Source organism: Pseudomonas sp. Eth.TT006, assembly GCF_054456575.1.
On sequence record NZ_JBTJEN010000005.1, the window covers coordinates 294,713 to 319,664 of the forward strand.

Consider the following 24,952-nt stretch of genomic DNA (forward strand, 5'->3'; position numbering starts at 1 on the left):
GCTCACACGTCTTTGCGGATCGGCTCTTCGACTTTCTGCGCCTGCACGTCGATGGTGTGCGGCGGGTTGGCCTGAGCGGTGGCTTGCGGCTGTACCGGTGGTACCGGTTGCGCAGGCGTTACGGTCGGATCGGCAGCAGGTTTCTCGTCGTCGTTCATGGCTTTGCGAAAGCCCTTGATCGACTCACCGACGTCGGTGCCGAGGTTTTTCAGTTTCTTGGTGCCGAACACCAGCACCACGACAACCAGAATGACGATCCAGTGTTTCCAGTCAAAAATGCCCATGTTGCTGTTCCTCTCTAAAAAGTGTTCAGGCGGACGGGCGCGAGGCTTTCTCGACGTGTCCGGACAGGCCAAAGCGGCGATCCAGTTCATCCAGCACGGCCTGCGGATGCTGCCCCAGTTGGGCGAGCATGACCATGCTGTGGAACCACAGGTCGGCGGTCTCGTAGATCACATCGCTGCAGTCACCGCTGATGGCGGCATCCTTGGCGGCAATAATGGTTTCGACCGACTCTTCGCCGACTTTCTCCAGAATCTTGTTCAGGCCCTTGTGATACAGACTGGCGACATACGAGCTGTCGGCTGCGGCGCCTTTGCGCTCCTCCAGCACCTGGGCCAGACGGGTCAGGGTGTCACTCATGTTTGTGTCCTGCGCAGTAGATAGCGTGCGGGTCTTTCAGCACCGGATCGACGGTCTTCCAGTCGCCGTTCTCGAAGACCCGGTAAAAGCAGCTTTGACGGCCGGTATGGCAAGCGATGTCGCCAATCTGTTCGACCATCAGGATGATCACGTCGGCGTCACAGTCCAGACGCATTTCATGCAGCGTCTGTACGTGGCCGGACTCTTCGCCCTTGCGCCACAGCTTGCCACGGGAACGTGACCAGTAGATGGCACGGTTTTCCGCTGCGGTCAGCGCCAGGGCTTCGCGGTTCATCCAGGCCATCATCAGCACGCGTCCGGTCTTGTGATCCTGGGCAATCGCCGGCACCAGGCCATCGGCGTCCCACTTGATCTCGTCCAGCCAGTTTTTCATCTTCAATTCCCGAAACGCAGCTACAAGCGTTGAGCTTCAAGCTGCAAGTAAAAGCAGATTGCGGTGTCACGGTAACGTCCGGCTTGCAGCTCGCAGCTTATAACTTGCAGCTTATTCCTGCTATCGGCGAACGACCAGATACAAACCGACTGCCACCATGATTCCGGCCGGCCAGTGCCCCAACTCCTGCAGCGGGCCGCCGATGGCGAGGATCGCCCCGCCGGCAAGATGCGCGCAACCGAGCAGGCGCAGGAACCAGTCGTCCTTGCGTCGGTGCCACGGTGGTGGCGGGTCGTAGGCGTGCGGTTGCGACATGCGTTCGAGCAAATCGCGGGCCATGTTGGCCAGATGCGGCAGTTGTTCGAACTGGCTCTGCACGTTGCCCAGCAAGGCTTTCGGGCTGACGCGCTCGCGCATCCAGCGCTCGAGGAAGGGCTGCGCGGTGTTCCACAGATCCAGATCCGGGTACAACTGACGGCCGAGGCCTTCGATGTTCAGCAGAGTCTTTTGCAGCAGCACAAGCTGCGGCTGGACTTCCATGTTGAAGCGCCGAGCGGTCTGGAACAGGCGCATCAGCACCTGGCCAAATGAAATATCTTTTAACGGTTTTTCGAAGATCGGTTCGCACACGGTGCGGATCGCCGCTTCGAATTCGTTGAGCTTGGTTTCCGCCGGCACCCAGCCCGAATCGATGTGCAACTGCGCCACGCGGCGATAGTCGCGCTTGAAGAAGGCGAACAGGTTGCGCGCCAGATAGTCCTGGTCTTCCGGGGTCAGGCTGCCGACGATGCCGCAGTCGATCGCGATGTACTGCGGACTCCACGGGTTGACGGTGCTGACGAAGATGTTGCCCGGGTGCATGTCGGCGTGGAAGAAACTGTCGCGGAACACTTGGGTGAAGAAGATCTCCACGCCGCGCTCGGCGAGCATTTTCATGTCGGTGCGCTGATCGGCGAGGGTCGCCAGATCCGTCACCTGAATCCCGTAGATGCGCTCCATCACCAGCACTTTCGGCCGGCACCAGTCCCAGTAGACTTGCGGCACGTAGAGCAGCGGCGAGCCTTCGAAATTGCGCCGCAACTGGCTGGCGTTGGCCGCCTCACGCAGCAGATCGAGCTCGTCGTAGATGGTCTTTTCGTAGTCCAGCACCACGTCCACCGGGTGCAGCAGGCGCGCATCGGCGGAAACTTTTTCGGCGGCGCGGGCGAGGATGAACAGCCACGCCAGGTCCTGGGCGATCACCGGTTTCAGGCCCGGACGGATCACCTTGACCACCACTTCTTCGCCGGTTTTCAGCTGTGCGGCATGCACTTGCGCCACCGAGGCCGAGGCCAGCGGCTCGACATCGAAGCGGCTGAACACTTCGCTGATCTTCTTGCCCAGTTGCTCTTCGATCAGCTTGACCGACAGCTGCGAATCGAATGGCGGCACGCGATCCTGCAGCAGCATCAGCTCATCGGCGATGTCTTCCGGCAGCAGATCGCGGCGGGTCGAGAGAATCTGCCCGAACTTGATAAAGATCGGCCCCAGATCCTGCAACGCCAGGCGCAGGCGCGCGCCACGGTTCAGCTCCAGCTTCTTGCGCGGCAGCCAGCGCCACGGCAACACATAGCGCAGCGCCAGAAGAAACCACGGCAGCGGCAGCTCGAACAGCAGGTCATCGAGGCGGTAGCGGATCACGACGCGCTGAATGCGCAACAGACGGCGGACGGCAAGCAGCTTCATGCGTTATCGCTTGGGTCGAGGGATCGGGAAAGGCGCTCGAAACGCGCCTCGAGACGTTCCAGATCAAGTTTGATCCGGTCCAGTTCGCTGAATCGCGCTTCGGCTTCGCGCTGCCCGACGAGGGTGCGCGATTCTTCGGCGAGGTATTCGGCGAGGTTCTGGTTGAGGCTGGCAAATCCTTGTTGATACCAGCGTGCGCGGCTGCGCAGGTGACCGCCAATCAGTTGCGTGGCGACCGGGCCGAGCCAGCGCGAGAGTTCGTACTCCCAGTCCAGCTCGAGGTCCTGCAGCACACCAGCCAGTTCCAGCAGCACGCCGCTGTCACCGTCGAGCTCGACTTCCGGGGCGTGCAGCACCGCGGTCTTGTCTTTGCTTACGGCCAGTTTCGCCAGGCTCGACGCGGGCGCGCGCAAGGTGCAATCCACCCCGGTTTCCCAGTGGGACGCCAGCATCAAACCTTCGTCGCTCGGCAGGATAAACAGTTGCAGTGCCGGGTTGCGGCAATCGACGGCAATCACCTTGCCGGTCAGATGCGCCAGCCGCGGCAGCGCCGTGCTGTCGAGCCGCAGCACCCGGTTCAGACCGAGTTCGACGCTGGCGAGCAGCCCGGTGAGCAGCATCAGGGTTTGATGCCGCGGTGCAGGGCGACGATGCCTGCGGTCATGTTGTGATAGGTCACGCGGTCGAAGCCGGCGTCGACCATCATCGACTTCAGGGTTTCCTGATTCGGGTGCATGCGGATCGATTCGGCCAGGTAGCGATAGCTTTCCGAGTCGTTGGTGATCAGCTTGCCCATCAGCGGCATGAAAGCGAACGAGTAGGCGTCGTAGGCCTTGGACATCAGCGCGTTGGTCGGCTTGGAGAACTCCAGCACCAGCAGGCGCCCGCCGGGCTTGAGCACACGCAGCATCGAGCGCAGGGCGTCTTCTTTGTGCGTCACGTTGCGCAGGCCGAAAGCGATGGTCACGCAATCGAAGTGGTTGTCCGGGAACGGCAGCTTTTCCGCGTCCGCCTGAACGAATTCGACGTTGCCCGATACACCCAGGTCCAGCAGGCGGTCGCGACCGACCTTGAGCATCGATTCGTTGATGTCGGCCAGTACCACTTGGCCGGTCGGGCCGACCAGATGCGAGAACTTTTTGGTCAGGTCACCGGTGCCGCCGGCGATATCCAGCACGCGGTTACCGCTGCGCACGCCCGACAGTTCGATCGCAAAGCGCTTCCACAGACGGTGCATGCCGCCCGACAGAAGGTCGTTCATCAGGTCGTACTTGGCGGCTACCGAGTGGAACACCTCAGCGACTTTTTCCGCTTTCTGGCTTTCCGGAACGTTTTTGAAGCCGAAGTGAGTGGTGGGTTCGGCATCGCTGCCTTTGCGCTGATCAGTCATATCGCTGTCACCAAAAGAGAATGCGCGACATTCTAATCCCCAAGCCATGCTTTGTCTTGGAATGGCTAAAGGTAAGATGGGCAACCTTCGGGACGATTTGCCGCAGACGCGGTCAAGATTTACCGACAAGCATTCATCGCTACATTCAAAAATCAGGAGTCCTGTCATGGCCAAAATCAGTGTTGAGCGTGCCCACAACCTGGGCAAGGAAGCCGCCCGCGAGAAGGCCGACAAGCTGGCGCAGAAACTCTCCGACCAATACGGTCTGGAGCCGCAGTGGTCCGGCGACACCCTGAACCTCAAGCGCTCGGGCGTGAAAGGCGCGGTACACGTGGCCGACGACTCGATCAGGGTCGATGTGGAACTGGGCCTGATGATGTCGGCCATGAGCGGCATGATCAAAGCCGAGATCGAGAAGGCGCTGGACAAAGCGTTGGTTTGACGCTTTTTTTGCTGAATCCCGAATCCCTGTGGGAGCGGGCTTGCCCGCGATGGCGGTGGGTCAGTTAACAGAGTTTCTGGATGTGCCGCCCTCATCGCGGGCAAGCCCGCTCCCACAGGTTTCGTGTTTGTCCTGACGTGCTTTTATGTCAGTTGTTAGGGTGCCGTTTCTAATTTTTCTCCCTACTTTGTGCCTGAGCCCGACACATCTGCGGGCAGTTCCTCAAACCTTCTGCGCGTGAGGTGCACCATGGCCAAAGTCATTTTGAAGAAAAAAATCGACGCTTCGAATTCTGCTCTGAGCGACGTCAAATCCTATGCCCGCAAGATCTGGCTGGCAGGCCTGGGGGCCTACGCCAAGGTTGGCCAGGAAGGTAGCGACTACTTTCAGGAGTTGATCAAGGCTGGTCAAACGGTTGAAAAGAAAGGCAAAAAGGTCGTCACCGCAAAACTCGAAGCGGCCAACGCCGAGATCGATGAAGCCAAGGGCGAAGTCAGCTCGTTCAAAGGTCGCGTCGAAGACCGGCTCGACAAGGTCGAGAAGGCGTTCGACTCCCGTGTGGCAAGCGCCTTGAATCGTATCGGCATTCCGTCTAAACATGACGTTGAGACACTCTCTGCTAAGCTCGATGAGCTGACGGCATTGCTCGAACGCGTCGCGCGTAAATCTTAAGGAGAACGGGATGGCTGGCAAAAAGAACACCGATAAAGAAGGCAGCTCGTGGATTGGGAAAGTCGAAGACTACTCCCGCAAAATCTGGCTGGCTGGTTTAGGCGTGTACTCGAAGATCGACACTGACGGCAGCAAGCTCTTCGAGTCACTGGTCAAAGACGGCGAGAAAGCCGAGAAGCTCACCAAGTCGGCCGTCGGCAAAAAAGTCGATGCCGCCAAGGACTCCGCTTCCTCAGCCAAGTCGCGCATCAGCGGCGTGAAAGATCGCGCACTGGGCAAGTGGGACGAGCTGGAAGGGGCTTTCGACAAGCGCCTGAACAGCGCGATTTCGCGCCTGGGTGTGCCAAGCCGCAATGAAGTCAAAGCGCTGCACAGCAAGGTTGAAACCCTGACCAAGCAGATCGAGAAACTCACCGGTCTGAAAACCCAACCGGTCGCGGCGAAAACCGCTGCCGCCAAGCCGGCCGCCAAAACTGCCGCGGCTAAACCTGCGGCGAAAACCGCAGCCAAGCCACTGGCCAAAGCTGCAGCCAAACCCGCAGCAAAAGCCGCGGCCAAGCCTACGGCGAAAACTGCAGCGGCAAAACCAGCGGCAAAAACCGCCGCCGCCAAGCCCGCCGCGAAAGCTGCAGCCAAACCGGCAGCCGCCAAAACTGCAGCGAAACCGGCCGCCAAACCAGCGGCGAAAACCGCTGCGGCCAAACCGGCTGCCAAGCCTGCGGCGAAAAAACCGGCAGTGAAAAAACCGGCCGCGCCGAAAGCCGCTGCACCAAAACCGGTGACCACGCCGGCCGCACTGGCAAGCACGTCGAACTCCGCCTCGGCCCCAACCCCGGCGCCTGCTCCGACTGCTGCATCGACGCCGTCGACGCCAACCAGTCAGTCCTGATTCTTCAGGGCAAAAGCCAACGCCCGGCCTGTGAAGGTCGGGCGTTTTTGTGTGTCTGATCCAGGAAGCCCCTCACCCCAGCCCTCTCCCAGAGGGAGAGGGGGCCGACCGAGGTGTCTGGCGTTATACATCGACCTGAAAGTTCGCGTCGATTATGGATTCGGTACAACACTTTCAGGTCGGCGTAATTACCAAGCATCTCGCGGTCAGTCCCCTCTCCCTCCGGGAGAGGGTTAGGGTGAGGGGGCTTTTGGGGTCAGTCGTGATCTTCGAGATATTGCAATGCCATCCGCTCGGTCGCCACCTTCACCGGCGGCAGCAAATGCGGCGCCACCAGCATCATGATCTGGTACACGACCAGCCTGACCTCACCCTCGCGATCAAGAATCCGCTGATAGTCCAGCGAAAACAGCAGGGTCATGGTGATCTGCTCCACCAGTTGCCCCAGCGCCTGGGTATCACTGACCAGTTGCCCTCCTGCTTTCAACCGCGCCAGCAACGACGCCAGCGTGCGCTTCAAGGCATTGAGCAGGTTGCGAATGCCCTTGGCCAGTTTCGGCAGGCGTCCGGCGAGGTTCGACAGGTCCTGGAACAGAAAGCGGTACTGCGCCAGGCGCTCGACGATCAGGTGCAGAAACAGCCAGTAATCCTCCGGCGCCAGCTCGACATCCGACGGCGGATCGAGCAGTGGTGCCAGTTCGTTCTGGAAGCGCTCGAACAGTCCAAGAATCAACGGCTCCTTGCCGTGGAAGTGGTAGTAGAGGTTGCCGGGGCTGATCCCCATTTCATTGGCAACTTCCATGGTGGAGACATTGGGCTCACCCTTTTCGTTGAACAGTTGCAGGGCACATTCGAGAATCCGGTCGCGGGTTTTCATCCAGTCTTCTTAGAAAAATTCGGTTAAGCGTCAGCGCACATGCACGTAGGTGCCGGGTGCTGCCTCCATCGGTGGATAGTTCGGGTTGCCGAGGGTCATCAAGGTCTCGCGCTGGGCGCCGGAGCGCTGTTGAATCCATTCCAGCCACTGCGGCCACCAACTGCCATCAACCCGTTTGGCGTCGTAGTACCAGGCGCGCGGATCGCTGCTCAGCTTGCCGTTCTCGACGTAAGTGGCTTTCGGGTTGCTCGGCGGGTTGAGGATGCTTTGCACATGGCCGCTGTTGGACAGCACGAAGCGCCGCTCACCGCCGAGCAACAGGGTCGAGCGGTACACCGCGTCCCACGGCGTGATGTGGTCGTTGATGCCGGCCACGCTGAAGCTGTCGACCGTGACTTTCTGCAGATCGATCGGCGTGCCGCAGACTTCCAGACCGCCGGGGTGGGTCAGCGGGTTGTGCTTGAAGAAGTCCAGCAGGTCGCCATGGAACGCGGCGGGCAGGCGGGTGTTGTCGTTGTTCCAGTAGAGGATGTCGAAGGCTGGCGGCTCTTTGCCCAACAGGTAATTGTTGACGAAGTAGCTCCAGATCAAATCGTTGGGGCGCATCCAGGCGAACACCTTGGCCATGTCGCGCCCGTCGAGCACACCTTTCTGATAGGAGCGGCGCTTGGCGGCTTCGATGGTCTGCTCGTCGGCAAACAGCGTGGTCGGGGTTTCGATCTCGCTGTCGAGCAGGCTGACCAGATAGGTCGCGCTGGAGACTCGCCGCAGCTGCCGTTTGGCTTGCAGATGGCCCTGCAGCGCGGCGATGGTCAGGCCGCCGGCGCAGGCACCCACCAGGTTGACGTCGCGAGCGCCAGTGATCGCCCGGCAGATGTTCATCGCCTCTTCCACGGCCTCGACATAGGTCGACAGGCCCCATTCGCGATGGCGCACATCCGGGTTGCGCCAACTGATCATGAAAGTCTGCAGGCCGTTCTTCAGGGCGTACTGGACGAAGCTGTTGTGCGGGCTGAGGTCGAAAATGTAGTACTTGTTGATTTGCGGCGGCACCACCAACAGTGGCTTGGCGTACTGCTTTTCGCTCATCGGCCGGTACTGGATCAGTTCCAGCATCTCGTTGCGAAACACCACGGCGCCGGTGGTGGTGGCGACGGTCTTGCCAACCTCGAAAGCCTGTTTGGTCACCTGGCGCGGCAGGCCGTCGTTGTGCAGCAGATCATCGAACAGATGGCTCAGGCCGCGCACCAGGCTGTGGCCACCGGAGTTGAACATCTCCTTGACCGCCAGCGGATTGAGCAGGGTGTTGGAGGGCGCCACGGCGTCGTTGAGCAGGCTGAAGGCAAAGTGCGCACGGGCGCGGTCGTCCTCGCTCATGCTGCCTTCGTCAATCCAGCTCTTGACCTGTTTCTGCCAGGCCAGATACGCCTGCAGGCTGCGCCGGTAAAACGGATTGAGGCTCCACGCCGGGTCGGCGAACCGCGCATCCTGCGGGTTGATCGGGTGCAGGGTTTCACCGAGCAGCACGCGCCCGAGCTGGCCGCCGAGTTTCAAGGCGTGCCGGGCACTGTGCAGCGGATTGCGCAGACCGTGGGCCGCGACGCTGCGCAACGTCGAGATCAAGTCGCGGCCACGCAGGCCGGTCATCGCACTTTGTGCATTGATGAACACGGCAGGACTGGGCACTGTGCCCGTCGCAGGTTTGTCGCGCATGACTCAACACTCCTTCGTCTTCAGGTCAAAAACAAACTCACCGAACCAGAACACCATAGTCGCTGTTATGGGTTGTTGCCTGCGCCGCGTCCTGCCACGCTTTTCGTCGAAAACCCTGCATAAAACCTGCCGCTGCGCTTCAGCCGCCCAACGGTGTCGGGTGCGGGTGCATTACGGCGCGCTGCCGTTCTTCCTCGAGGAACTTCATGATGATCGGCGCCACGGCTTCGGCGCGGGTGATCAGGAACAGATGACCATCATCGATGATGTGCAACTGGGCGTTGGGAATGCGCCAGGCGAGCATGCGCATGTTGATCAGCGGGATCAGCGGATCGTCGTCGCCGGCCAGTACCAGGGTCGGCTGATGGATCTTGTGCAGCCAGTGAATGCTGGTCCAGCCCAGGCCCGCGAACAGTTGCCAGTAGTAACCGAGCTTGCCCGCCGAACGCACCTTGGCCGCATGGCTGGCAGCCAGCGTCGGGTCGCGGCGGAACGAGCCGCCGTAGATCATCGGCGCGATGCGGATCACGTGCGAGGGCTGGATGTAGCGTCGCGGGCTGGCCATCATCCACAGCACTTTCGGCTTGCCCGGCACCATCACTGCGCCGGCCGCAGTCGCGGCCAGCACCAGTTTCTTGCAGCGTTCGGGATAGTCGTGGGCGAACTGCTGCGCCAGCGCACCACCCCAGGACACGCCGATGACGTTGACCTGACCGTAGTCGAGGTAATCGAGCATCCGCGCCGTCAGTTTGGCCAGCCCGGGGAAACGATACGGTCGGCTCGGCGTCGACGAACCGCCGACACCGGGCACGTCGAAGGCGATCACTTCCAGATCCGGGTCCAGCGCCGCGACAAACGGAAACACCAGCTCCAGGTTGGCGCCGATGCCGTTGAATATCAGCAAGGGCGTCAAATGAGGCTTGCCGGGGCGTACCGCGGTGCGCAGGGTCTGCCCATCCAGGTCGACGGTACGGAAAACGAACGGTTGCGGCATGCGTCAAGGCCCTGTGGGTCAATCTCAGTATCACCTCGTACACCTGTGGGAGCGGGCTTGCTCGCGAAGGCGTCGTGTCAGTCGCCATTGATGTTGGCTGATCGACCGCTTTCGCGAGCAAGCCCGCTTCCACAGGTGAGTGAGGTGCGTCAGTTATCGCTCGTGAACGTAAGTGCCCGGCGAAGCCTCGCCTGCCGGGAATGCCTTGTTGCCGAGTTTCGTTGGTGCTTTCTTCAATTCGCCCGAGCGCTCGGCCTGCCAGGCCTGCCAGTACAGCCACCAGGAATCAGTGTGCTTGGTCGAGTTCTCTTGCCATTCATCGGCATTGGCGGCCAGGCCTTCGCTGGTCATGTAGCGCGATTTCGGGTTGCCCGGCGGATTCAGAATGCTCTGGATATGCCCGCTGCTCGACAGCACGAACTCGACCTTGCCGCCAAACAGCTGGGCCGACTTGTAGCAGGACTTCCACGGGGTGATGTGGTCGTTGGTGCCGGCGAGCGAGAAGATGTCGGCGGTGACCTGCTTGAGGTCGATCGGCGTGCCGCACACTTCCAGTGCATTGGGGCGGGTCAGCGGGTTGTTTTTGAACATTTCGATCAGGTCGCCGTGGAACGCGGCCGGGAGTCTGGTGGTGTCGTTGTTCCAGAACAGGATATCGAACACCGGCGGCTCATTGCCGAGCAGGTAGTTGTTGACCCAGTAGTTCCAGATCAGGTCGTTCGGACGCATCCATGCAAAGACCTTGGCCATGTCCTTGCCTTCGAGCACGCCGGCCTGATACGAGTGACGCTTGGCGGTCTCCAGGGTCTGTTCGTCGACGAACAGGGCGACATCGCTGTCCAGGGTGGTATCGAGCACGCTGACCAGCAACGTCAGGGCGTTGACCTTGTTCTCGCCGATCGCGGCGTAGTGGCCGAGCAGGGCGGTGCAGGTGATGCCGCCGGAGCAGGCGCCCAGCATGTTCACGTCTTTGCTGCCGGTGATCGCGGTGACCACGTCGACCGCTTCCTTCAGCGCATCGATGTAGGTCGACAGGCCCCACTCGCGCTGGGCCTTGGTCGGGTTGCGCCAACTGATGATGAAGGTCTGCACGTTATTGCGCAGGCAGAAGCGCGCCAGGCTCTTGTCCGGGCTCAGATCGAAGACGTAGAACTTGTTGATCTGCGGCGGCACCACGAGCAGCGGCCGCTCGTGAACCTGCTCGGTGATCGGCTTGTACTGGATCAACTCCAGCACGTCGTTGCGAAACACCACCGCGCCTTCGGTGATACCAAGGCTCTTGCCGACCTCGAACGCGCCCATGTTGACCTGGCTCGGCATGCCGCCGTTGTGCACCAGATCCTTGGCCAGATGCGAGAGGCCATCGAGCAGGCTTTTGCCGCCGGTCTCGAAGAAGCGTTTGACTGCCGCAGGGTTGGCCGCCGTGTTGGTCGGGGCCATGGCTTCGGTCATCAGGTTGATCACGAAGTGCCCGCGGGCGATGTCTTTGGGCGACAGGCTGCTGTCGTCGATCCAGGCATGGAGCTCCTTGCGCCAGGCCAGGTAAGTTTGCAGATAACGTTTGTAGAGCGGGTTCTGACTCCAGGCCGGATCGGCGAAGCGACGGTCATCGCTGGCCGGTTGCAGTTCGGATTTGCCGAACAGCACGTTCTTCAGCTCGAGACCGAAATGGGTCACGTGCTTGACGCTATGGATCGGTTGTCTGATGGCCTGGGTCAGCACCATTCGAGCAGAGGCCAGCAGATCCTTTCCGCGCAGCCCAACGACGGGATTAAGCCCCAGGGTGTTTTCCGAGGCTTGATACTTCAGGTCATCGTTATTCTTGTTACTCATCTACGACGCTCCATTGTCCTGAGACGAGTACCCGGTTTGGTGCTGTGCAGTTCCACAGCCAGATGCCAGGTACTACTGCTCGGGTGACCGTTAATTCTGCATAGCTGCTTTACAGTCGTAGAGCATTGCAGGGAACTTGCCAGCTCCATTGGTTACCCGAGTTTAATTTTTTTCGCAAGCAGGCCGATCCTCGGCCACACAGCGGAGCATTCAAACAGATGAATTTAGAAAATGCCCTCTAAAGAGCAAGAGTCTCGGACTAGAGCATCAGCTTGACGATCGACTGGTCCGGATCGCGGGTTTTCCCGGCGGCTTTGAGCTCGGCGAGATAATCGGCCCAGAGTGCGTCATGGCGTCGCCCCAGCTCGTACAGGTAATCCCAGGTGAACAGGCCGCTGTCGTGACCGTCGTCGAAGGTCAGTTTCAGTGCGTAGTGACCGGCCGGTTCCAGACCGCTGAGGCCGACATGCAGCTTGCCGAATTGCAGGATCGGTTTGCCGTGGCCCTGGACCTCGGCGGAGGGGGAATGCACGCGCAGGAATTCTGCGGGCAGGGTGTACTCCTCGCCGGACGCGTATGTGAGCGTCAGGGTTTTCGAGGCTTTGTGCAGTTTGATGTCGGTAGGAATCATAAAAACAGCCTTGAGCTGCAAGCAACAAGCTGCAAGCTTAACTCAGCTTGCAGCTTGCAGCTTGCAGCTTGCAGCTTGCAGCTTGCAGCTTGCAGCTTGCAGCTCTACAGAATGTAGCGGGACAGGTCTTCGTTCTGCGCCAATTCGCCCAGGTGGCTGTTGACGTACTCGGCGTCGATCAGGATCGGCTTGTCATCGTGTGCGCTGGCGAGGTCGCCGGCACTGAACGATACCTCTTCCAGCAGACGCTCGAGCAGCGTGTGCAGGCGACGGGCACCGATGTTTTCGGTCTTCTCGTTGACCTGCCAGGCGATCTCCGCCAGACGCTTGATGCCTTCCGGCTGGAACTGGATGTTCAGGCCTTCGGTTTTCAGCAGTGCGCAGTATTGCTCGGTGAGCGAGGCGTGCGGTTCGCTGAGAATGCGTTCGAAGTCTTCCGGGCTCAGCGCCTTGAGTTCGACGCGGATCGGCAGACGACCCTGCAGCTCTGGCACCAGATCGCTCGGCTTGCTCAGGTGGAACGCACCGGAGGCGATGAACAGGATGTGGTCGGTCTTGACCATGCCCAGTTTGGTGTTGACGGTGCAGCCTTCGATCAGTGGCAGCAGGTCGCGCTGTACGCCTTCACGGGACACGTCGGCACCGCCGACATTGCCGCGCTTGGCGACTTTGTCGATCTCGTCGATGAACACGATGCCGTGCTGCTCGACCGCTTCCAGTGCCTTGGCTTTCAGCTCTTCTTCGTTGACCAGACGCCCGGCCTCTTCATCGCGCACCAGCTTCAGCGCTTCCTTGACCTTGAGCTTGCGTGCCTTTTTCTTGCCCTTGCCCATGTTGGCGAACAGGTTCTGCAACTGGCTGGTCATCTCTTCCATGCCCGGCGGCGTGGCGATTTCGATGCCGGCCACTTCAGCCACTTCGATCTCGATTTCCTTGTCGTCCAGCTGGCCTTCGCGCAAGCGCTTGCGGAACAGCTGACGGGTGTTGGAATCGCTGCTTGGCGCTTCTTCGTTGCTGAAGCCCATGCGTGCCGGTGGCAGCAGGGCGTCGAGGATGCGGTCCTCGGCGGCGTCTTCGGCGCGGTGACGCACGCGGGTCATTTCCTGCTCGCGGAGCATCTTGATCGCGGCGTCGGCCAGATCACGGATGATCGATTCGACGTCGCGGCCAACGTAGCCGACTTCGGTGAACTTGGTCGCTTCGACCTTGATGAACGGCGCGTTGGCCAGTTTCGCCAGACGCCGGGCGATCTCGGTTTTACCGACACCGGTCGGGCCGATCATCAGGATGTTCTTCGGGGTCACTTCAACGCGCAGCTCTTCAGGCAGCTGCATGCGGCGCCAGCGGTTGCGCAGGGCAATCGCGACGGCGCGCTTGGCATCGTCCTGGCCGATGATATGGCGATTGAGTTCGTGGACGATTTCGCGGGGAGTCATGGACATAATAATTGGCGGTCCTCAAGCAGAAACAAGCCGTGGCACACAGGCCGCGTCAGGCTTATTCAGCGAGATCCTGCTCCTCAATGGTCTGGGTGTGGTTGGTGAATACACAGATGTCGCCGGCGATGCCGAGGGCGGTTTCGACGATCTCACGGGCCGACAGGTCGGTCTTTTTCAACAGCGCGCTGGCCGCCGCTTGGGCGAAGGCGCCGCCGGAACCCATGGCGATCAGGCCGTCTTCGGGTTCGACCACGTCACCGTTGCCGGTGATGATCAGCGAGGCGTCCTTGTTGGCGACCGCGAGCATGGCTTCGAGGCGGCTCAGGGAGCGGTCGGTACGCCATTCTTTGGCGAGTTCGACGGCGGCGCGGATCAGGTGGCCCTGGTGTTTCTCGAGCTGGCCTTCGAAACGTTCGAACAGGGTGAAGGCGTCGGCGGTGGCACCGGCGAAACCGGCGATGACCTGGCCGTGGTACAGGCGGCGAACTTTCTTCGCGTTGCCTTTCATCACGGTGTTGCCGAGAGAAACCTGGCCGTCGCCGCCCATGACGACTTTGCCGTGGCGGCGGACTGAAACGATGGTGGTCAAGGGAAGAGTCTCCACGCAGCGGGGCGAAAGTGCCTTATGCCCATTCATATGGGGGTGCTGGAGAGGATTTCAACCGGGAAGGGTAATGGGAGACGAATGGTGTGTGACGACTGTGGCGAGGGGATTATCCCCGATGGGACGCGAAGCGGCCCTTGAACCTGCAATTGCAATCGGTCTGACACACCGCGAATGCCGGATTTACGACTGCTGCGCAGCCGGTCGGGGATAAATCCCCTCACCACAGGGATTGTGGGCAACCTCCGGGAGAGGTGCCCACGATGGATAATCAGCGGCTCTGGCGTTGTTGTAACAACAGGTTGCTGAAGCCGGCGCCGGCCAGTTGTTTCTGTGCCGTGGTCAGTTGTTCGCGGTTGCTGAACGGGCCGACCAGGACGCGGTACCAGGTTTCGTCCTTCACCGTGCCCGACTCGACCGAAACGGCCTGGCCCAGCAGGATGATCTGCGCTCGAACCTTGTCGGCATCGGTTTCCTTGCGGAACGAGCCGGCCTGTAGGAAGAACTTGGTCACGGGCGCGGCTTTGCTCACCGGTGGCGCTGGCGGCGGGGTGATCCCGGCCAATGCTGCCTGCGCACGCGCGGTGTCGATCTTCGCCGCTTCTGCCGGGGTTACCGGCGTCGTCGGGATGTTCGGCACTTGCGGCGTCGGCAGGGTTTTCTCCGGCACGGCGTCCGGCGGCACGATCACTTCCGACTCCGGCAGCAGGGTGTAGAAGTCGTACTTCGGCTTCACTGGTTGCGTCGGGCTCGGCGGGGTCTTGTTGGCCTCGGCGATCTTCGACGCTTTCTGCTGTTGTGCCTGCTCGACTTTCTCGCGCTTGACCGTGTCGCTGCCCTTGCCCGGCTCCAGTTTCATCAGGAACACGATGAACGCGCCGACCGTCAGGCCGATGGCCATCCACAGCCAGCCCGGGATCGGTTGCTTTGCAGGAGCTTGGTAACGGCTGGCGCCACGCTTGGGTGCAGGTTTTTTCTTGGCAGCCAACTTACATGCGCTCCAGAGTTTCCAGGCCCAACAGTTCCAGGCCTTGCTTGAGAGTACGGCCGGTCAGCGCGGCCAGACGCAGACGGCTCTGCATCTGGACCGGCGTTTCGGCGGCGAGGATCGGGCAGTTCTCGTAGAAGCTGGAGAACAGACCGGCAACGTCGTACAGATAGGTGCAGAGGATGTGCGGGGTGCCTTTTTCCGCAACGTTGTTCAGCACTTCGCCGAACTGCGCCAGCTTGGCTGCCAGCTCCTGCTCGTGTGCGGCTTCGAGGACGATCTGGCCGTCGACTTCGCTGAAATCCTTGCCCAGTTTGCGGAAAACGCCAGCCACACGGGTGTAGGCATACAGCAGGTAGGGCGCGGTGTTGCCTTCGAAGTTGAGCATCAGGTCGAAGTTGAAGCTGTAGTCGCTGGTGCGGTGCTTGGACAGGTCGGCGTATTTCACCGCACCGATGCCAACCACTTTGGCGATCTTGCGCAGTTCGTCTTCGGCCAGCTCCGGGTTCTTTTCCTTGACCAAGTTGTAGGCACGTTCCTGCGCTTCGGTGAGCAGGTCGATCAGTTTCACGGTGCCGCCGTCACGGGTCTTGAACGGACGGCCATCAGCGCCGTTCATGGTGCCGAAGCCCATGTGCTCCATCTCCATCGGATGGGTCACGAAACCGGCCTTGCGTGCCACGGCGAACACTTGCTGGAAGTGCAGGGCCTGACGCTGGTCGACGAAATACAGCGCGCGGTCAGCCTTGAGCTTGCCGCTGCGGTAGCGCACGGCGGCCAGGTCAGTGGTGGCATACAGGTAACCGCCGTCAGCCTTGACGATGATCACCGGCAGCGGCTCGCCGTCGGCATTCTTGAACTCGTCGAGGAACACGCACTGGGCGCCGTTGCTTTCCACCAGCATGCCGGCGGCTTTGAGGTCGTTGACCACGTTGATCAGGTCGTCGTTGTAGGCGCTTTCGCCCATCACGTCGGCCATGGTCAGTTTGACGTTGAGCAGTTCGTAGATCTTCTGGCAGTGCGACAGCGAGATGTCCTTGAACCGGGTCCACAACGCCAGGCACTCGGCGTCGCCGGCCTGCAGCTTGACCACCAGACCACGGGCACGGTCGGCGAACTCCGGGGATTCGTCGAAACGCTGCTTGGCAGCGCGGTAGAAGTTTTCCAGATCGGACAGCTCGTCGCTGGTGATCGGGTTTTCCTGCAGATAGGCCATCAACATGCCGAACTGGGTCCCCCAGTCGCCGACGTGGTTCTGACGGATCACTTCGTCACCGAGGAACTCGAGAACGCGCGCCACGCCGTCGCCGATGATGGTCGAGCGCAAGTGGCCGACGTGCATCTCCTTGGCCAGGTTCGGCGCCGACAGGTCGACCACGGTACGCTGCGCCGGGCCGGCCTTGCGCACGCCAACGTGAGCGTCGGCCAGGGCGGCGTCGAGGCGCGAGGCCAGGGCCTGGGTGTTCTGGAAGAAATTGATGAAGCCCGGGCCGGCGATTTCCGCCTTGCTGACGTTTTCGTCGGCCGGCAGCGCGGCGATGATTTTCTCCGCCAGATCGCGCGGCTTCATGCCCGCAGGCTTGGCCAGCATCATGGCGATGTTGCTGGCGAAGTCGCCGTGAGTCTTGTCACGGGCGTTCTCCACCTGAATCGCCGGCGACAGGCCTTCAGGCAACACACCTTCGTTGACGAGTTGGGTGAGGGCTTGTTGGATCAGCTGGCGAATGGTGTCTTTCATGGTCTTCTCTTTCGACCGCAAGCGCGGCGGCGCATCGATGCGCGGGTGGAAAAACTGGGCATTATCCGTTGCGAAGACGGGCTTGCCAACCTTAGCAGGCAGGATGTGGATATGTGGTGACATTAGAAGCAAAAGATCGCAGCCTGCGGCAGCTCCTACACAGGGTTTAGCGTTTTTCTGCAGGAGCTGCCGCAGGCCGCGATCTTTTGCTCTTCAATACAAATCGACCGGATCAACATCCAGCGACCAGCGCACCGCGCGCCCGCTCGGCATCTGCTCCAGCTCCAGCAACCAGCTGGCGAGCAACCGATGCAGCGGTGCCCGCGCCGTCGCCTGCACCAACAGCTGCGCTCGATAGCGCCCGGCACGCCGCTCCATCGGCGCCGGCACCGGCCCGAGCAGCTCAATACCACCCAGACGGTGTTCGGCGAGCAAACGCTCGGCGGCGCTGCAGGCTTCATCGAGAAAGCCCTCTGCCTGGCCCGGCTTGTGCGCTTCGGCGCGCAACAGCGCCAGATGCGAAAACGGCGGCAGCCCGGCGGCGCGGCGCTCACTCAAGGCCTGCTCGGCAAAGGCGAAGTAACCCTGCTCGGTCAACTGCACCAATAACGGATGGTCAGCGAGGTGCGTCTGGATGATCACCTTGCCCGGCTCTTCAGCCCGCCCGGCGCGCCCGGCCACCTGCACAATCAATTGCGCCATGCGCTCGCTGGCGCGGAAGTCGCCGGAGAACAGTCCGCCGTCGGCGTCCAGAATCGATACCAGCGTAACCCTTGGGAAGTGATGCCCCTTGGCCAACATCTGAGTGCCGACCAGAATGCACGGCTGACCTTTCTGGATTGTCGCGAACAACTGATTCATCGCGTCCTTGCGCGAAGTGCTGTCGCGGTCGACGCGCAGCACCGGGTAGTCCGGGAACAGAATCGCCAGCCGCTCCTCGGCGCGTTCGGTGCCGGCGCCCACGGGACGCAAGTCGACCTTGTTGCACTTGGGGCACTGGCGCGGCGTGCGCTCGACGTTGCCGCAGTGGTGGCAGCGCAGTTCGCCATAGCGCTGGTGCACGGTCATCCGCGCATCGCAGCGCGAACACTCGGACATCCAGCCGCAATCGTGGCACAGCAGCGTCGGCGCAAAGCCGCGGCGGTTGAGGAACACCAGCACCTGCTGGCCGGCGGCGAGGGTCTGGCCGATGGCTTGTTGCATCGGCCCGGAAATCCCGCTGTCCAGCGGACGGCTTTTCACATCCAGACGCAGGAAACGCGGTTGTTTGGCGCCACCGGCCCGCTCGTTGAGGCGCAGCAAACCATAGCGCCCGGTGTAGGCGTTGTGCAGGCTTTCCAGCGACGGTGTGGCGGAGCCGAGCACGATCGGAATGTTTTCCTGGCGGGCGCGCACCAGCGCCAGATCCCGAGCGTGGTAGCGCAGGCCTTCCTGCTGTTTATAAGAGCCGTCGTGTTCTTCGTCGATGATGATCAGCCCCGGGTTTTTCATCGGGGTGAACAGCGCCGAGCGGGTGCCGATAATAATGTCGGCCTCGCCGTCCCGGGCGGCGAGCCAGGCATCGAGCCGCTCGCGGTCGTTGACCGCCGAATGCAGCAGGGCGATGCGTGCGTTGAAGCGCTGCTCGAAACGCGCCAGGGTCTGCGGCCCGAGGTTGATTTCCGGGATCAGCACCAGCGCCTGCTTGCCGGCTTCGAGGGTCTCGCGGATCAGTTGCAGATAGACTTCGGTCTTGCCGCTGCCAGTGACGCCCGCCAGCAAAAACGCGTGATAACTGTCGAACCCGGCGCGGATCGCCTCGTAAGCGGCGCGTTGTTCACTGTTCAGCGGCAGTTCCGGCTGCGCCAGCCAGTGTTCGTGCCGTACGCCCGGGGCGTGCCGGCGGATGTCCACCTGCACCAGACCCTTGGCCAGCAGCAGATCGAGGCTGTCTTTGCTCAGCATCAGCTTGCTCAACAACTGATGGGCGACGCCGTGCGGATGCTGCGCCAAGGTCGCCAGTGCTTCGCGCTGGCGTGGCGCGCGGGCGATGCGCGGATCATCGAGGCTGGCGTCGGGCGTAATCGACCAGAAGCGCTCCTGGCGAGCCTCGGCCGGTTCGCCCTGACGCAGCAGCACCGGCAACGCCCAGCTCAAGGTGTCGCCAAGGCTGTGCTGGTAATACTGCGATGTCCACAGGCACAGCTTGAACAGGGCTGGCGGCAGCGGCGGTTCGGTATCGAGCAGGGCCAGCGCCGGTTTGAGTTTTTCCAACGGCACGTCGCTGGTGTCGGTGACTTCGACCAGAATCCCGATCATCTCGCGCCGACCGAACGGCACCCGCAGGCGCATGCCCGGCTGCAACCGGTCACGCGACACCCCGGCCGGCGCTCGATAATCGAACAGGCGGCGCAGGGGCGAAGGCAGGGCGAGGCGCAGAATGGCGTCGGGCACGCGGGGAGATCTCTATAAACGCAAGGAAGGGGCAAGCGCAGATCAATTGTGGGAGCGGGCTTGCTCGCGAATGCGGTGTGTCAGGCACTGAGTCATTAACTGGCACGACGCATTCGCGAGCAAGCCCGCTCCCACAATGGAATGCGTTAAAGGCCGGGAGCCTAGCAGACGGTCGGTCTCAGGGACAGCTTGCGCGATTGACATTGTCTGGTAGAATCCGCGGCCTAATTACGTGCGGTATTCAACAATAGTGTTGGATGGCGGCACGCTAGCCTGAGGAATGCACCATGAAAGCCGATATCCACCCGAATTACCCAGAAATCGCTGTTACCTGCTCCTGCGGTAACAAGTTCGAAACTCGTTCGACCTTCGGCAAAGCCCTGGCGATCGACGTTTGCAACGAATGCCACCCGTTCTACACCGGTAAGCAGAAGACTCTGGACACCGGCGGCCGTGTGCAGAAGTTCGCAGACCGTTTCGCTACTTTCGGCGTCGGCAAAAAAGCCTGAGGCTGATCATTTTGGAAAGTCGTTTCGACTTCTCCAGACTGATGAAAAAGGCGTCCCTTGTGGGCGCCTTTTTTGTGTCTGCGATTTGGCTGTCCGCGGCCCAGGCCTTTTGCCCGGCGCCCGCCGGCCTGAGCAGTGTCAGCGTGCAGCGCGTGGTCGACGGCGATACGTTGCGCCTGAGCGATGGGCGCAGTGTGCGCATGATCGGCCTCAACACACCGGAACTGGGCAGGCAGGGGCGCGGCGACCAGCCCTTCGCCGTGGCCGCGCGCAAACGCCTCGAAGCCTTGGTGGCGGACAGCGGCGGTCGGGTCGGTTTGCTGCCGGGCAAGCAGGCCAAGGACCATTACGGCCGCACCCTAGCGCACGTCTACAGTGCCGGCGGCGCCAATCTTGAAGCGCAAATGCTCGCCGACGGCCTCGGATTTCAGGTCGCGGTGGCGCCGAACGTCGATCTGGTCGCTTGCCAACAGGCAGCCGAGCGCAGTGCGCGGCAGACCGGTCGCGGCCTCTGGCGCCAGTCGCCTGTACTGAAAGCGCAGCAGATTGAGGATTCCGGTTTCGCCGTGATCAGCGGGCGTGTGAGCAAGGTTCAGCGCAATCGTGGCGGAATCTGGATCGAGTTGCAGGGTTCGGTTGTATTGCGCGTTGCGCCCAATCTTGTCGGACAATTCGACGCGTCCCGCTGGCAGGCGCTGAAAGGCACGCAGATCGAGGCGCGCGGGTGGATCGTTGATCGATCACGGCGCGGCGGCCTGAAATCGGGGCAACCGCGCTGGCTGTTGCCACTGACCGATCCATCGATGCTGCAAAGCGCTCGCTGAAAAAAGTTGTAGACATTTTTTCTGTCGATTGTGAACAGTCCAACCCTTGTGCGCCGTGGCTCTTGGCCCAAAGTCGTAGGACAGGGCGCTTGACAGGGGTGACTGCTCAGTCTTGTGGGGACTATGCGAGGCGCGTATCCTCGCTGACCAGTCTGTCCAACAGTAAAAAAGCGGAATGCCAAAATGTCTGATCTGAAAACTGCCGCTCTCGAATATCATGCCAATCCTCGTCCGGGGAAGCTGAGTGTCGAGCTCACCAAGGCCACTGCTACTGCCCGCGACCTGTCGCTGGCCTACAGCCCCGGCGTAGCTGAACCAGTACGTGAGATCGCCCGCGATCCTGAACTGGCCTACAAGTACACCGGCAAGGGCAACCTGGTTGCAGTCATTTCCGATGGCACCGCGATTCTCGGCCTGGGTAACCTCGGCCCATTGGCTTCCAAGCCAGTGATGGAAGGTAAAGGCGTACTGTTCAAGCGCTTCGCCGGTATCGACGTATTCGACATCGAAGTCGATTCCGAAAGCCCGCAAGCCTTCATTGACACCGTAAAGCGCATCTCCATCACCTTCGGTGGCATCAACCTGGAAGACATCAAGGCACCTGAGTGCTTCGAGATCGAACGTGCTCTGATCGAGCAGTGCGACATTCCGGTGTTCCACGATGACCAGCACGGTACCGCGATCGTGACCGCGGCCGGTATGATCAACGCCCTGGAAATCGCCGGCAAAACCCTGCCGGAAGCCAGGATCGTCTGCCTCGGCGCCGGCGCAGCAGCCATCTCCTGCATGAAGTTGCTGGTGAGCATGGGTGCCAAGGTCGAGAACATCTTCATGGTTGACCGTACCGGTGTGATCCACTCCGGCCGTGACGATCTGAACCAGTACAAAGCTGTCTTCGCTCACGCGACCGACAAGCGCACCCTGGACGACGCCATCAATGGTGCAGACGTGTTCGTCGGCCTGTCCGGCCCGAACCTGCTGACCGCCGAGCAACTGAAGCTGATGGCCGCCAACCCGATCGTGTTCGCGTGCTCCAACCCGGATCCGGAAATCTCCCCGGAACTGGCTCACGCCACCCGTAGTGACGTGATCATGGCCACCGGCCGTTCGGACTACCCGAACCAGGTCAACAACGTCCTGGGCTTCCCGTTCATCTTCCGTGGTGCTCTGGACGTTCGCGCCAAGCGCATCAACGAAGAAATGAAAATCGCTGCCGCCAATGCCCTGCGTGAACTGGCCAAACTGCCAGTGCCACAGGACGTGTGCGACGCCTACGGTGGCGCGCCGCTGGAATTCGGTCGTGAGTACATCATTCCGAAGCCAATGGACAAGCGCCTGATCACCCTGATCTCCGACGCCGTGGCCAAAGCCGCGATCGAGACTGGTGTGGCGACCCTGCCGTATCCGAAGAACTACCCGCTGAAAAGCGTGGATGAAGTGTTCAACGGCTAAGTCGTTGTAGCGCTTCAACCGAAAGCCCCGGCTCGTGAGAGTCGGGGTTTTTTATTAGGTAGATCAAAAGATCGTCCGAACGCGGCCCGAGCCTTCGGCAGCTCCTACAGGTTCAGTGTTCGTTCGTGAATACTGTAGGAGCTGCCGAAGGCTGCGATCTTTTGATCTTCGCTCCAGGCAATAAAAAGCCCCGCACTTCAATCGAAGGCGGGGCTTTTCAATGTTGCTGGATCAGAACAAATCGATCGGCGCCTGCTCATCCGCCGGCAGCGGGCTGCCCGGTACGACGCCGTTACCCAGCTCGTTCACCGATGGCGGGGTATCTTCGGACTTGAACAGTTCGAAGTAGGCCCCAGGCGTGCTAGGCGTCGCTGCCCGGCCGCTGACCGGATCCACCCGCAGGCTGAGGATGCCTTCCGGCTCAGGCTGCACATGCGGCGGCTTGTCCTTCAGTGCCGCCGACATGTAGTTCATCCATATTGGCAGCGCCACGGTGCCACCGAACTCGCGGCGACCGAGGCTTTCCGGCTGGTCGAAACCGGTCCATACGGTGGTCACGTAATCGCCGTTGTAGCCGGAGAACCACGCATCTTTCGATTCGTTGGTGGTACCGGTTTTGCCTGCGATGTCGCTGCGGCCCATGGCCAGTGCGCGGCGGCCGGTGCCGAGCTTGATCACGTCCTGCAACATGCTGTTGAGGATGTAAGTGGTGCGGCCGTCGACAATCCGCTCGGCCACGGCCGGCGTCTGTGGCGCGGCGGTAGCGCCCGGGGCTTCACCCGGAACCGGCGCGGCGTTGACGGTGATCGGCTGAGTGGCTGGTGCAGCCAGGCCGTCGGTGGCCGACACGCCTTGTGGCACGGTCGGCGGGTTGGCGACGAACAGCGTGTCGCCATTACGGCTTTCGATCTTGTCGATGATATACGGGGTGATCTTGAAGCCGCCGTTGGCGAAGGTGCTCCAGCCAGTGGCGATTTCCATCGGCGTCAGGGTTGCGGTGCCCAGCGCCAGCGACAGGTTCGGCGGCAGATCCTGCTTGTTGAAGCCGAAGCGGGTGATGTAGTCGATGGTCTTGCCTACACCCATCGCCTGCAGCAGACGGATCGACACCAGGTTACGCGACTTGTACAGCGCCTCGCGCAGACGGATCGGGCCGAGGAAGGTGTTGGTATCGTTCTTCGGCCGCCAGACCTTGTCCAGGTATTCGTCGACGAACACGATCGGCGCGTCGTTGACCAGGGTCGCTGCGGTGTAACCGCTGTCCAGCGCGGCGCTGTAGACGAACGGCTTGAAGCTCGAGCCCGGCTGACGCTTGGCCTGCAGCGCACGGTTGTAGTTGCTCTGCTCGAAAGCGAAACCACCGACCAGCGAGCGAATCGCACCGTTCTGCGGATCCAGCGACACCAGCGCGCCTTGCGCCTGCGGAATCTGGCTGAACTTCAGCGAGTTGTTCGGCTGACGCTGCACGCGAATCAGATCGCCGACCTGCGCCACATCCGACGGCTGGCGCGGCGCGGCACCCATGCTGTTGGTATTGAGGAACGGTCGCGCCCATTTCATGGTGTCCCAGGCGACGTGTTCTTCGCCGGTACGGGTCAGCACCTGCAAGCCGTTCTTGTCGACCTGCGTGACGATGGCCGGCTCCAGGCTGCTGATGGTGCGCTGCTTGGTCAGCTCGGTGGCCCATGCTTCGTGGGTCTTGCCCGGCAGACGCGACTCGGGGCCACGGTAACCATGGCGCTGGTCGTAGGTCATCAAGCCTTCGTGCAGGGCGGTGTTGGCCATTTCCTGCAGGTTGCTCGGTACCGTGGTGGTGACGCGGAAACCTTCGGTATAGGCGTCGCTGCCGTAGCGGCCGACCATTTCGGCGCGGGCCATTTCAGCAATGTACGGCGCGTTCACTTCCGGGGTCGGTACGTGATAGCTGGCGTTCAGCGGCTCGTTGATCGCGGCGGTGTAGTCGGCCTCGGAAATCTTCCCGAGCTTGTACATGCGCCCGAGGATCCAGTCGCGACGCTCTTTGCTGCGCGCCGGGTTGGCCAGCGGGTTGAAGCGTGACGGGGCTTTCGGCAGGCCGGCGATCATCGCCATCTGCGCCAGGCTGATGTCGCGGATCGACTTGCCGTAATACACCTGCGCAGCGGCCTCGATGCCGTAGGCGCGGTTGCCCAGGTAGATCTTGTTCACGTACAGCTCGAGGATCTCGTCCTTGGTCAGCTGCCGTTCGATCTGCAGGGCGAGGAGAATTTCCGTGGTTTTGCGCGAGAAGCTGCGTTCGCTGGTCAGGAAGAAGTTCTTGGCCACCTGCATGGTGATGGTGCTGCCGCCGGACTGGATGTGGCCGCTTTTCACCAGTTGGGTCGCCGCACGCATCAGGCTGCTTGGATCGACGCCATAGTGGTTGGCGAAATTGTCGTCTTCAGCACTTAGTAACGCATTAATGAAATTGGGCGGAATGTCGGCGAAACGGATCGGAGTCCGGCGCATTTCGCCAAATTCTGCGATCAACTTGTTGTCGCTGCTGTAGACGCGCAGGGGAATCTGCAACTGAATGCTTCGCAGCGCCTCCACAGACGGCAAACCCGGACTAAGGTAAAGAAACGCGCCGCTGAGACCTAAAAGCAGTCCGCAGAAAACGGCGACGATGGACCAACCGAAAAATTTCAGCAGACGAATCAAGGCTTTTGAACATCCAGGCAAAGAATGAATGTGGCGACAGGGTTCCGGGAACACACAGAACGACCTGGGCCGGCAGTAAAAAGC

The 24,952-nt window shown here is 61.3% G+C and carries 23 protein-coding genes; 6 read left to right on the forward strand and 17 right to left on the reverse strand.

Annotated features, from left to right (window positions below; translation table 11 throughout):
• Positions 1 to 2: 2 nt before the first annotated feature.
• The 6 genes from ACXR0M_RS10880 to ubiE all read right to left on the reverse strand — a co-directional run bounded on the left by ACXR0M_RS10880 (position 3) and on the right by ubiE (position 4,151).
• Positions 3 to 284, reverse strand: coding sequence for a twin-arginine translocase TatA/TatE family subunit (locus tag ACXR0M_RS10880; RefSeq protein WP_003220847.1), 282 nt, complete (start codon positions 282 to 284; stop codon positions 3 to 5).
• 25 nt (positions 285 to 309) lie between these two features.
• Positions 310 to 642, reverse strand: coding sequence for a phosphoribosyl-ATP diphosphatase (locus tag ACXR0M_RS10885; protein WP_003220849.1), 333 nt, complete (start codon positions 640 to 642; stop codon positions 310 to 312).
• The gene (gene hisI, locus ACXR0M_RS10890; protein WP_458831896.1) at positions 635 to 1,036 is read right to left on the reverse strand and encodes a phosphoribosyl-AMP cyclohydrolase; all 402 of its coding nucleotides are present in this window, start codon (positions 1,034 to 1,036) and stop codon (positions 635 to 637) included. Before hisI ends, ACXR0M_RS10885 begins: the two co-directional genes overlap by 8 nt.
• A 120-nt stretch (positions 1,037 to 1,156) precedes the next feature.
• A complete protein-coding gene (gene ubiB / locus ACXR0M_RS10895) occupies positions 1,157 to 2,761 on the reverse strand; it encodes a ubiquinone biosynthesis regulatory protein kinase UbiB (RefSeq protein WP_458831897.1) in 1,605 nt (534 codons plus the stop codon).
• A complete protein-coding gene (locus ACXR0M_RS10900; RefSeq protein ID WP_458831898.1) occupies positions 2,758 to 3,381 on the reverse strand; it encodes a ubiquinone biosynthesis accessory factor UbiJ in 624 nt (207 codons plus the stop codon). Before ACXR0M_RS10900 ends, ubiB begins: the two co-directional genes overlap by 4 nt.
• A complete protein-coding gene (gene ubiE, locus ACXR0M_RS10905; RefSeq protein ID WP_003220857.1) occupies positions 3,381 to 4,151 on the reverse strand; it encodes a bifunctional demethylmenaquinone methyltransferase/2-methoxy-6-polyprenyl-1,4-benzoquinol methylase UbiE in 771 nt (256 codons plus the stop codon). Before ubiE ends, ACXR0M_RS10900 begins: the two co-directional genes overlap by 1 nt.
• Before the next feature lie 166 nt (positions 4,152 to 4,317).
• On the opposite strand from ubiE, the gene ACXR0M_RS10910 reads away from it, so the two are divergent.
• The 3 genes from ACXR0M_RS10910 (at position 4,318) to ACXR0M_RS10920 (ending at position 6,154) form a co-directional block, all read left to right on the forward strand.
• Positions 4,318 to 4,593 carry a polyhydroxyalkanoic acid system family protein gene (locus ACXR0M_RS10910; protein WP_127648617.1) on the forward strand — a complete coding sequence of 92 codons (276 nt, stop codon included), beginning with the start codon at positions 4,318 to 4,320 and terminating at the stop codon, positions 4,591 to 4,593.
• Between the two features lie 249 nt (positions 4,594 to 4,842).
• A complete protein-coding gene (locus ACXR0M_RS10915; RefSeq protein WP_458831899.1) occupies positions 4,843 to 5,265 on the forward strand; it encodes a phasin family protein in 423 nt (140 codons plus the stop codon).
• 10 nt (positions 5,266 to 5,275) lie between these two features.
• Positions 5,276 to 6,154, forward strand: coding sequence for a phasin family protein (locus ACXR0M_RS10920; RefSeq protein WP_458831900.1), 879 nt, complete (start codon positions 5,276 to 5,278; stop codon positions 6,152 to 6,154).
• Between the two features lie 256 nt (positions 6,155 to 6,410).
• On the opposite strand, the gene ACXR0M_RS10925 is transcribed toward ACXR0M_RS10920, so the two are convergent.
• The 10 genes from ACXR0M_RS10925 to ACXR0M_RS10970 all read right to left on the reverse strand — a co-directional run bounded on the left by ACXR0M_RS10925 (position 6,411) and on the right by ACXR0M_RS10970 (position 19,404).
• Positions 6,411 to 7,031, reverse strand: a complete 621-nt coding sequence (locus tag ACXR0M_RS10925; protein WP_283437986.1) for a TetR/AcrR family transcriptional regulator — start codon at positions 7,029 to 7,031, stop codon at positions 6,411 to 6,413.
• 30 nt (positions 7,032 to 7,061) lie between these two features.
• Positions 7,062 to 8,744: a class II poly(R)-hydroxyalkanoic acid synthase gene (gene phaC / locus ACXR0M_RS10930; protein ID WP_458831901.1), complete on the reverse strand. Its 1,683-nt coding sequence runs from the start codon at positions 8,742 to 8,744 to the stop codon at positions 7,062 to 7,064.
• 139 nt (positions 8,745 to 8,883) lie between these two features.
• Complete coding sequence (phaZ, locus tag ACXR0M_RS10935) at positions 8,884 to 9,738, reverse strand: poly(3-hydroxyalkanoate) depolymerase (protein WP_458831902.1); 855 nt, start codon at positions 9,736 to 9,738, stop codon at positions 8,884 to 8,886.
• Between the two features lie 153 nt (positions 9,739 to 9,891).
• The gene (phaC, locus tag ACXR0M_RS10940; RefSeq protein WP_458831903.1) at positions 9,892 to 11,571 is read right to left on the reverse strand and encodes a class II poly(R)-hydroxyalkanoic acid synthase; all 1,680 of its coding nucleotides are present in this window, start codon (positions 11,569 to 11,571) and stop codon (positions 9,892 to 9,894) included.
• Positions 11,572 to 11,830: 259 nt separating this feature from the next.
• Positions 11,831 to 12,202: a gamma-butyrobetaine hydroxylase family protein gene (locus tag ACXR0M_RS10945; RefSeq protein ID WP_458831904.1), complete on the reverse strand. Its 372-nt coding sequence runs from the start codon at positions 12,200 to 12,202 to the stop codon at positions 11,831 to 11,833.
• 104 nt (positions 12,203 to 12,306) lie between these two features.
• On the reverse strand, positions 12,307 to 13,644 hold the full coding sequence (hslU, locus tag ACXR0M_RS10950) for an ATP-dependent protease ATPase subunit HslU (RefSeq protein WP_458831905.1): 1,338 nt from the start codon (positions 13,642 to 13,644) through the stop codon (positions 12,307 to 12,309).
• A 55-nt stretch (positions 13,645 to 13,699) separates the two neighbouring features.
• The gene (gene hslV / locus ACXR0M_RS10955) at positions 13,700 to 14,230 is read right to left on the reverse strand and encodes an ATP-dependent protease subunit HslV (protein ID WP_090280391.1); all 531 of its coding nucleotides are present in this window, start codon (positions 14,228 to 14,230) and stop codon (positions 13,700 to 13,702) included.
• A gap of 286 nt (positions 14,231 to 14,516) precedes the next feature.
• Entirely contained in the window at positions 14,517 to 15,233 is a 717-nt protein-coding gene (locus ACXR0M_RS10960; protein WP_458831906.1) for an SPOR domain-containing protein, read from the reverse strand.
• 1 nt (position 15,234) lies between these two features.
• Entirely contained in the window at positions 15,235 to 16,971 is a 1,737-nt protein-coding gene (gene argS, locus ACXR0M_RS10965) for an arginine--tRNA ligase (protein WP_458831907.1), read from the reverse strand.
• 213 nt (positions 16,972 to 17,184) lie between these two features.
• Positions 17,185 to 19,404, reverse strand: a complete 2,220-nt coding sequence (locus ACXR0M_RS10970; RefSeq protein WP_458831908.1) for a primosomal protein N' — start codon at positions 19,402 to 19,404, stop codon at positions 17,185 to 17,187.
• 287 nt (positions 19,405 to 19,691) lie between these two features.
• On the opposite strand from ACXR0M_RS10970, the gene rpmE reads away from it, so the two are divergent.
• The 3 genes from rpmE (at position 19,692) to ACXR0M_RS10985 (ending at position 22,189) form a co-directional block, all read left to right on the forward strand.
• Complete coding sequence (rpmE, locus tag ACXR0M_RS10975) at positions 19,692 to 19,913, forward strand: 50S ribosomal protein L31 (protein WP_064585593.1); 222 nt, start codon at positions 19,692 to 19,694, stop codon at positions 19,911 to 19,913.
• Between the two features lie 41 nt (positions 19,914 to 19,954).
• Entirely contained in the window at positions 19,955 to 20,737 is a 783-nt protein-coding gene (locus ACXR0M_RS10980) for a thermonuclease family protein (protein WP_458831964.1), read from the forward strand.
• Positions 20,738 to 20,920: 183 nt separating this feature from the next.
• The gene (locus ACXR0M_RS10985; protein ID WP_458831909.1) at positions 20,921 to 22,189 is read left to right on the forward strand and encodes a malic enzyme-like NAD(P)-binding protein; all 1,269 of its coding nucleotides are present in this window, start codon (positions 20,921 to 20,923) and stop codon (positions 22,187 to 22,189) included.
• Positions 22,190 to 22,420: 231 nt separating this feature from the next.
• Here the strand turns inward: ACXR0M_RS10985 and ACXR0M_RS10990 are convergent, their stop codons facing one another.
• Complete coding sequence (locus tag ACXR0M_RS10990; RefSeq protein WP_458831910.1) at positions 22,421 to 24,868, reverse strand: penicillin-binding protein 1A; 2,448 nt, start codon at positions 24,866 to 24,868, stop codon at positions 22,421 to 22,423.
• Between the last annotated feature and the right edge of the window lie 84 nt (positions 24,869 to 24,952).

Excerpts from the sequence above, each read along its gene's own strand:
- ACXR0M_RS10880 (WP_003220847.1), bottom strand. The coding sequence starts at position 284 with ATGGGCATTTTTGACTGGAAACACTGGATCGTCATTCTGGTTGTCGTG.
- ACXR0M_RS10885 (WP_003220849.1), bottom strand. The coding sequence starts at position 642 with ATGAGTGACACCCTGACCCGTCTGGCCCAGGTGCTGGAGGAGCGCAAA.
- hisI (WP_458831896.1), bottom strand. The coding sequence starts at position 1,036 with ATGAAAAACTGGCTGGACGAGATCAAGTGGGACGCCGATGGCCTGGTG.
- ubiB (WP_458831897.1), bottom strand. The coding sequence starts at position 2,761 with ATGAAGCTGCTTGCCGTCCGCCGTCTGTTGCGCATTCAGCGCGTCGTG.
- ACXR0M_RS10900 (WP_458831898.1), bottom strand. The coding sequence starts at position 3,381 with ATGCTGCTCACCGGGCTGCTCGCCAGCGTCGAACTCGGTCTGAACCGG.
- ubiE (WP_003220857.1), bottom strand. The coding sequence starts at position 4,151 with ATGACTGATCAGCGCAAAGGCAGCGATGCCGAACCCACCACTCACTTC.
- ACXR0M_RS10910 (WP_127648617.1), top strand. The coding sequence starts at position 4,318 with ATGGCCAAAATCAGTGTTGAGCGTGCCCACAACCTGGGCAAGGAAGCC.
- ACXR0M_RS10915 (WP_458831899.1), top strand. The coding sequence starts at position 4,843 with ATGGCCAAAGTCATTTTGAAGAAAAAAATCGACGCTTCGAATTCTGCT.
- ACXR0M_RS10920 (WP_458831900.1), top strand. The coding sequence starts at position 5,276 with ATGGCTGGCAAAAAGAACACCGATAAAGAAGGCAGCTCGTGGATTGGG.
- ACXR0M_RS10925 (WP_283437986.1), bottom strand. The coding sequence starts at position 7,031 with ATGAAAACCCGCGACCGGATTCTCGAATGTGCCCTGCAACTGTTCAAC.
- phaC (WP_458831901.1), bottom strand. The coding sequence starts at position 8,744 with ATGCGCGACAAACCTGCGACGGGCACAGTGCCCAGTCCTGCCGTGTTC.
- phaZ (WP_458831902.1), bottom strand. The coding sequence starts at position 9,738 with ATGCCGCAACCGTTCGTTTTCCGTACCGTCGACCTGGATGGGCAGACC.
- phaC (WP_458831903.1), bottom strand. The coding sequence starts at position 11,571 with ATGAGTAACAAGAATAACGATGACCTGAAGTATCAAGCCTCGGAAAAC.
- ACXR0M_RS10945 (WP_458831904.1), bottom strand. The coding sequence starts at position 12,202 with ATGATTCCTACCGACATCAAACTGCACAAAGCCTCGAAAACCCTGACG.
- hslU (WP_458831905.1), bottom strand. The coding sequence starts at position 13,644 with ATGTCCATGACTCCCCGCGAAATCGTCCACGAACTCAATCGCCATATC.
- argS (WP_458831907.1), bottom strand. The coding sequence starts at position 16,971 with ATGAAAGACACCATTCGCCAGCTGATCCAACAAGCCCTCACCCAACTC.
- rpmE (WP_064585593.1), top strand. The coding sequence starts at position 19,692 with ATGAAAGCCGATATCCACCCGAATTACCCAGAAATCGCTGTTACCTGC.
- ACXR0M_RS10980 (WP_458831964.1), top strand. The coding sequence starts at position 19,955 with ATGAAAAAGGCGTCCCTTGTGGGCGCCTTTTTTGTGTCTGCGATTTGG.
- ACXR0M_RS10985 (WP_458831909.1), top strand. The coding sequence starts at position 20,921 with ATGTCTGATCTGAAAACTGCCGCTCTCGAATATCATGCCAATCCTCGT.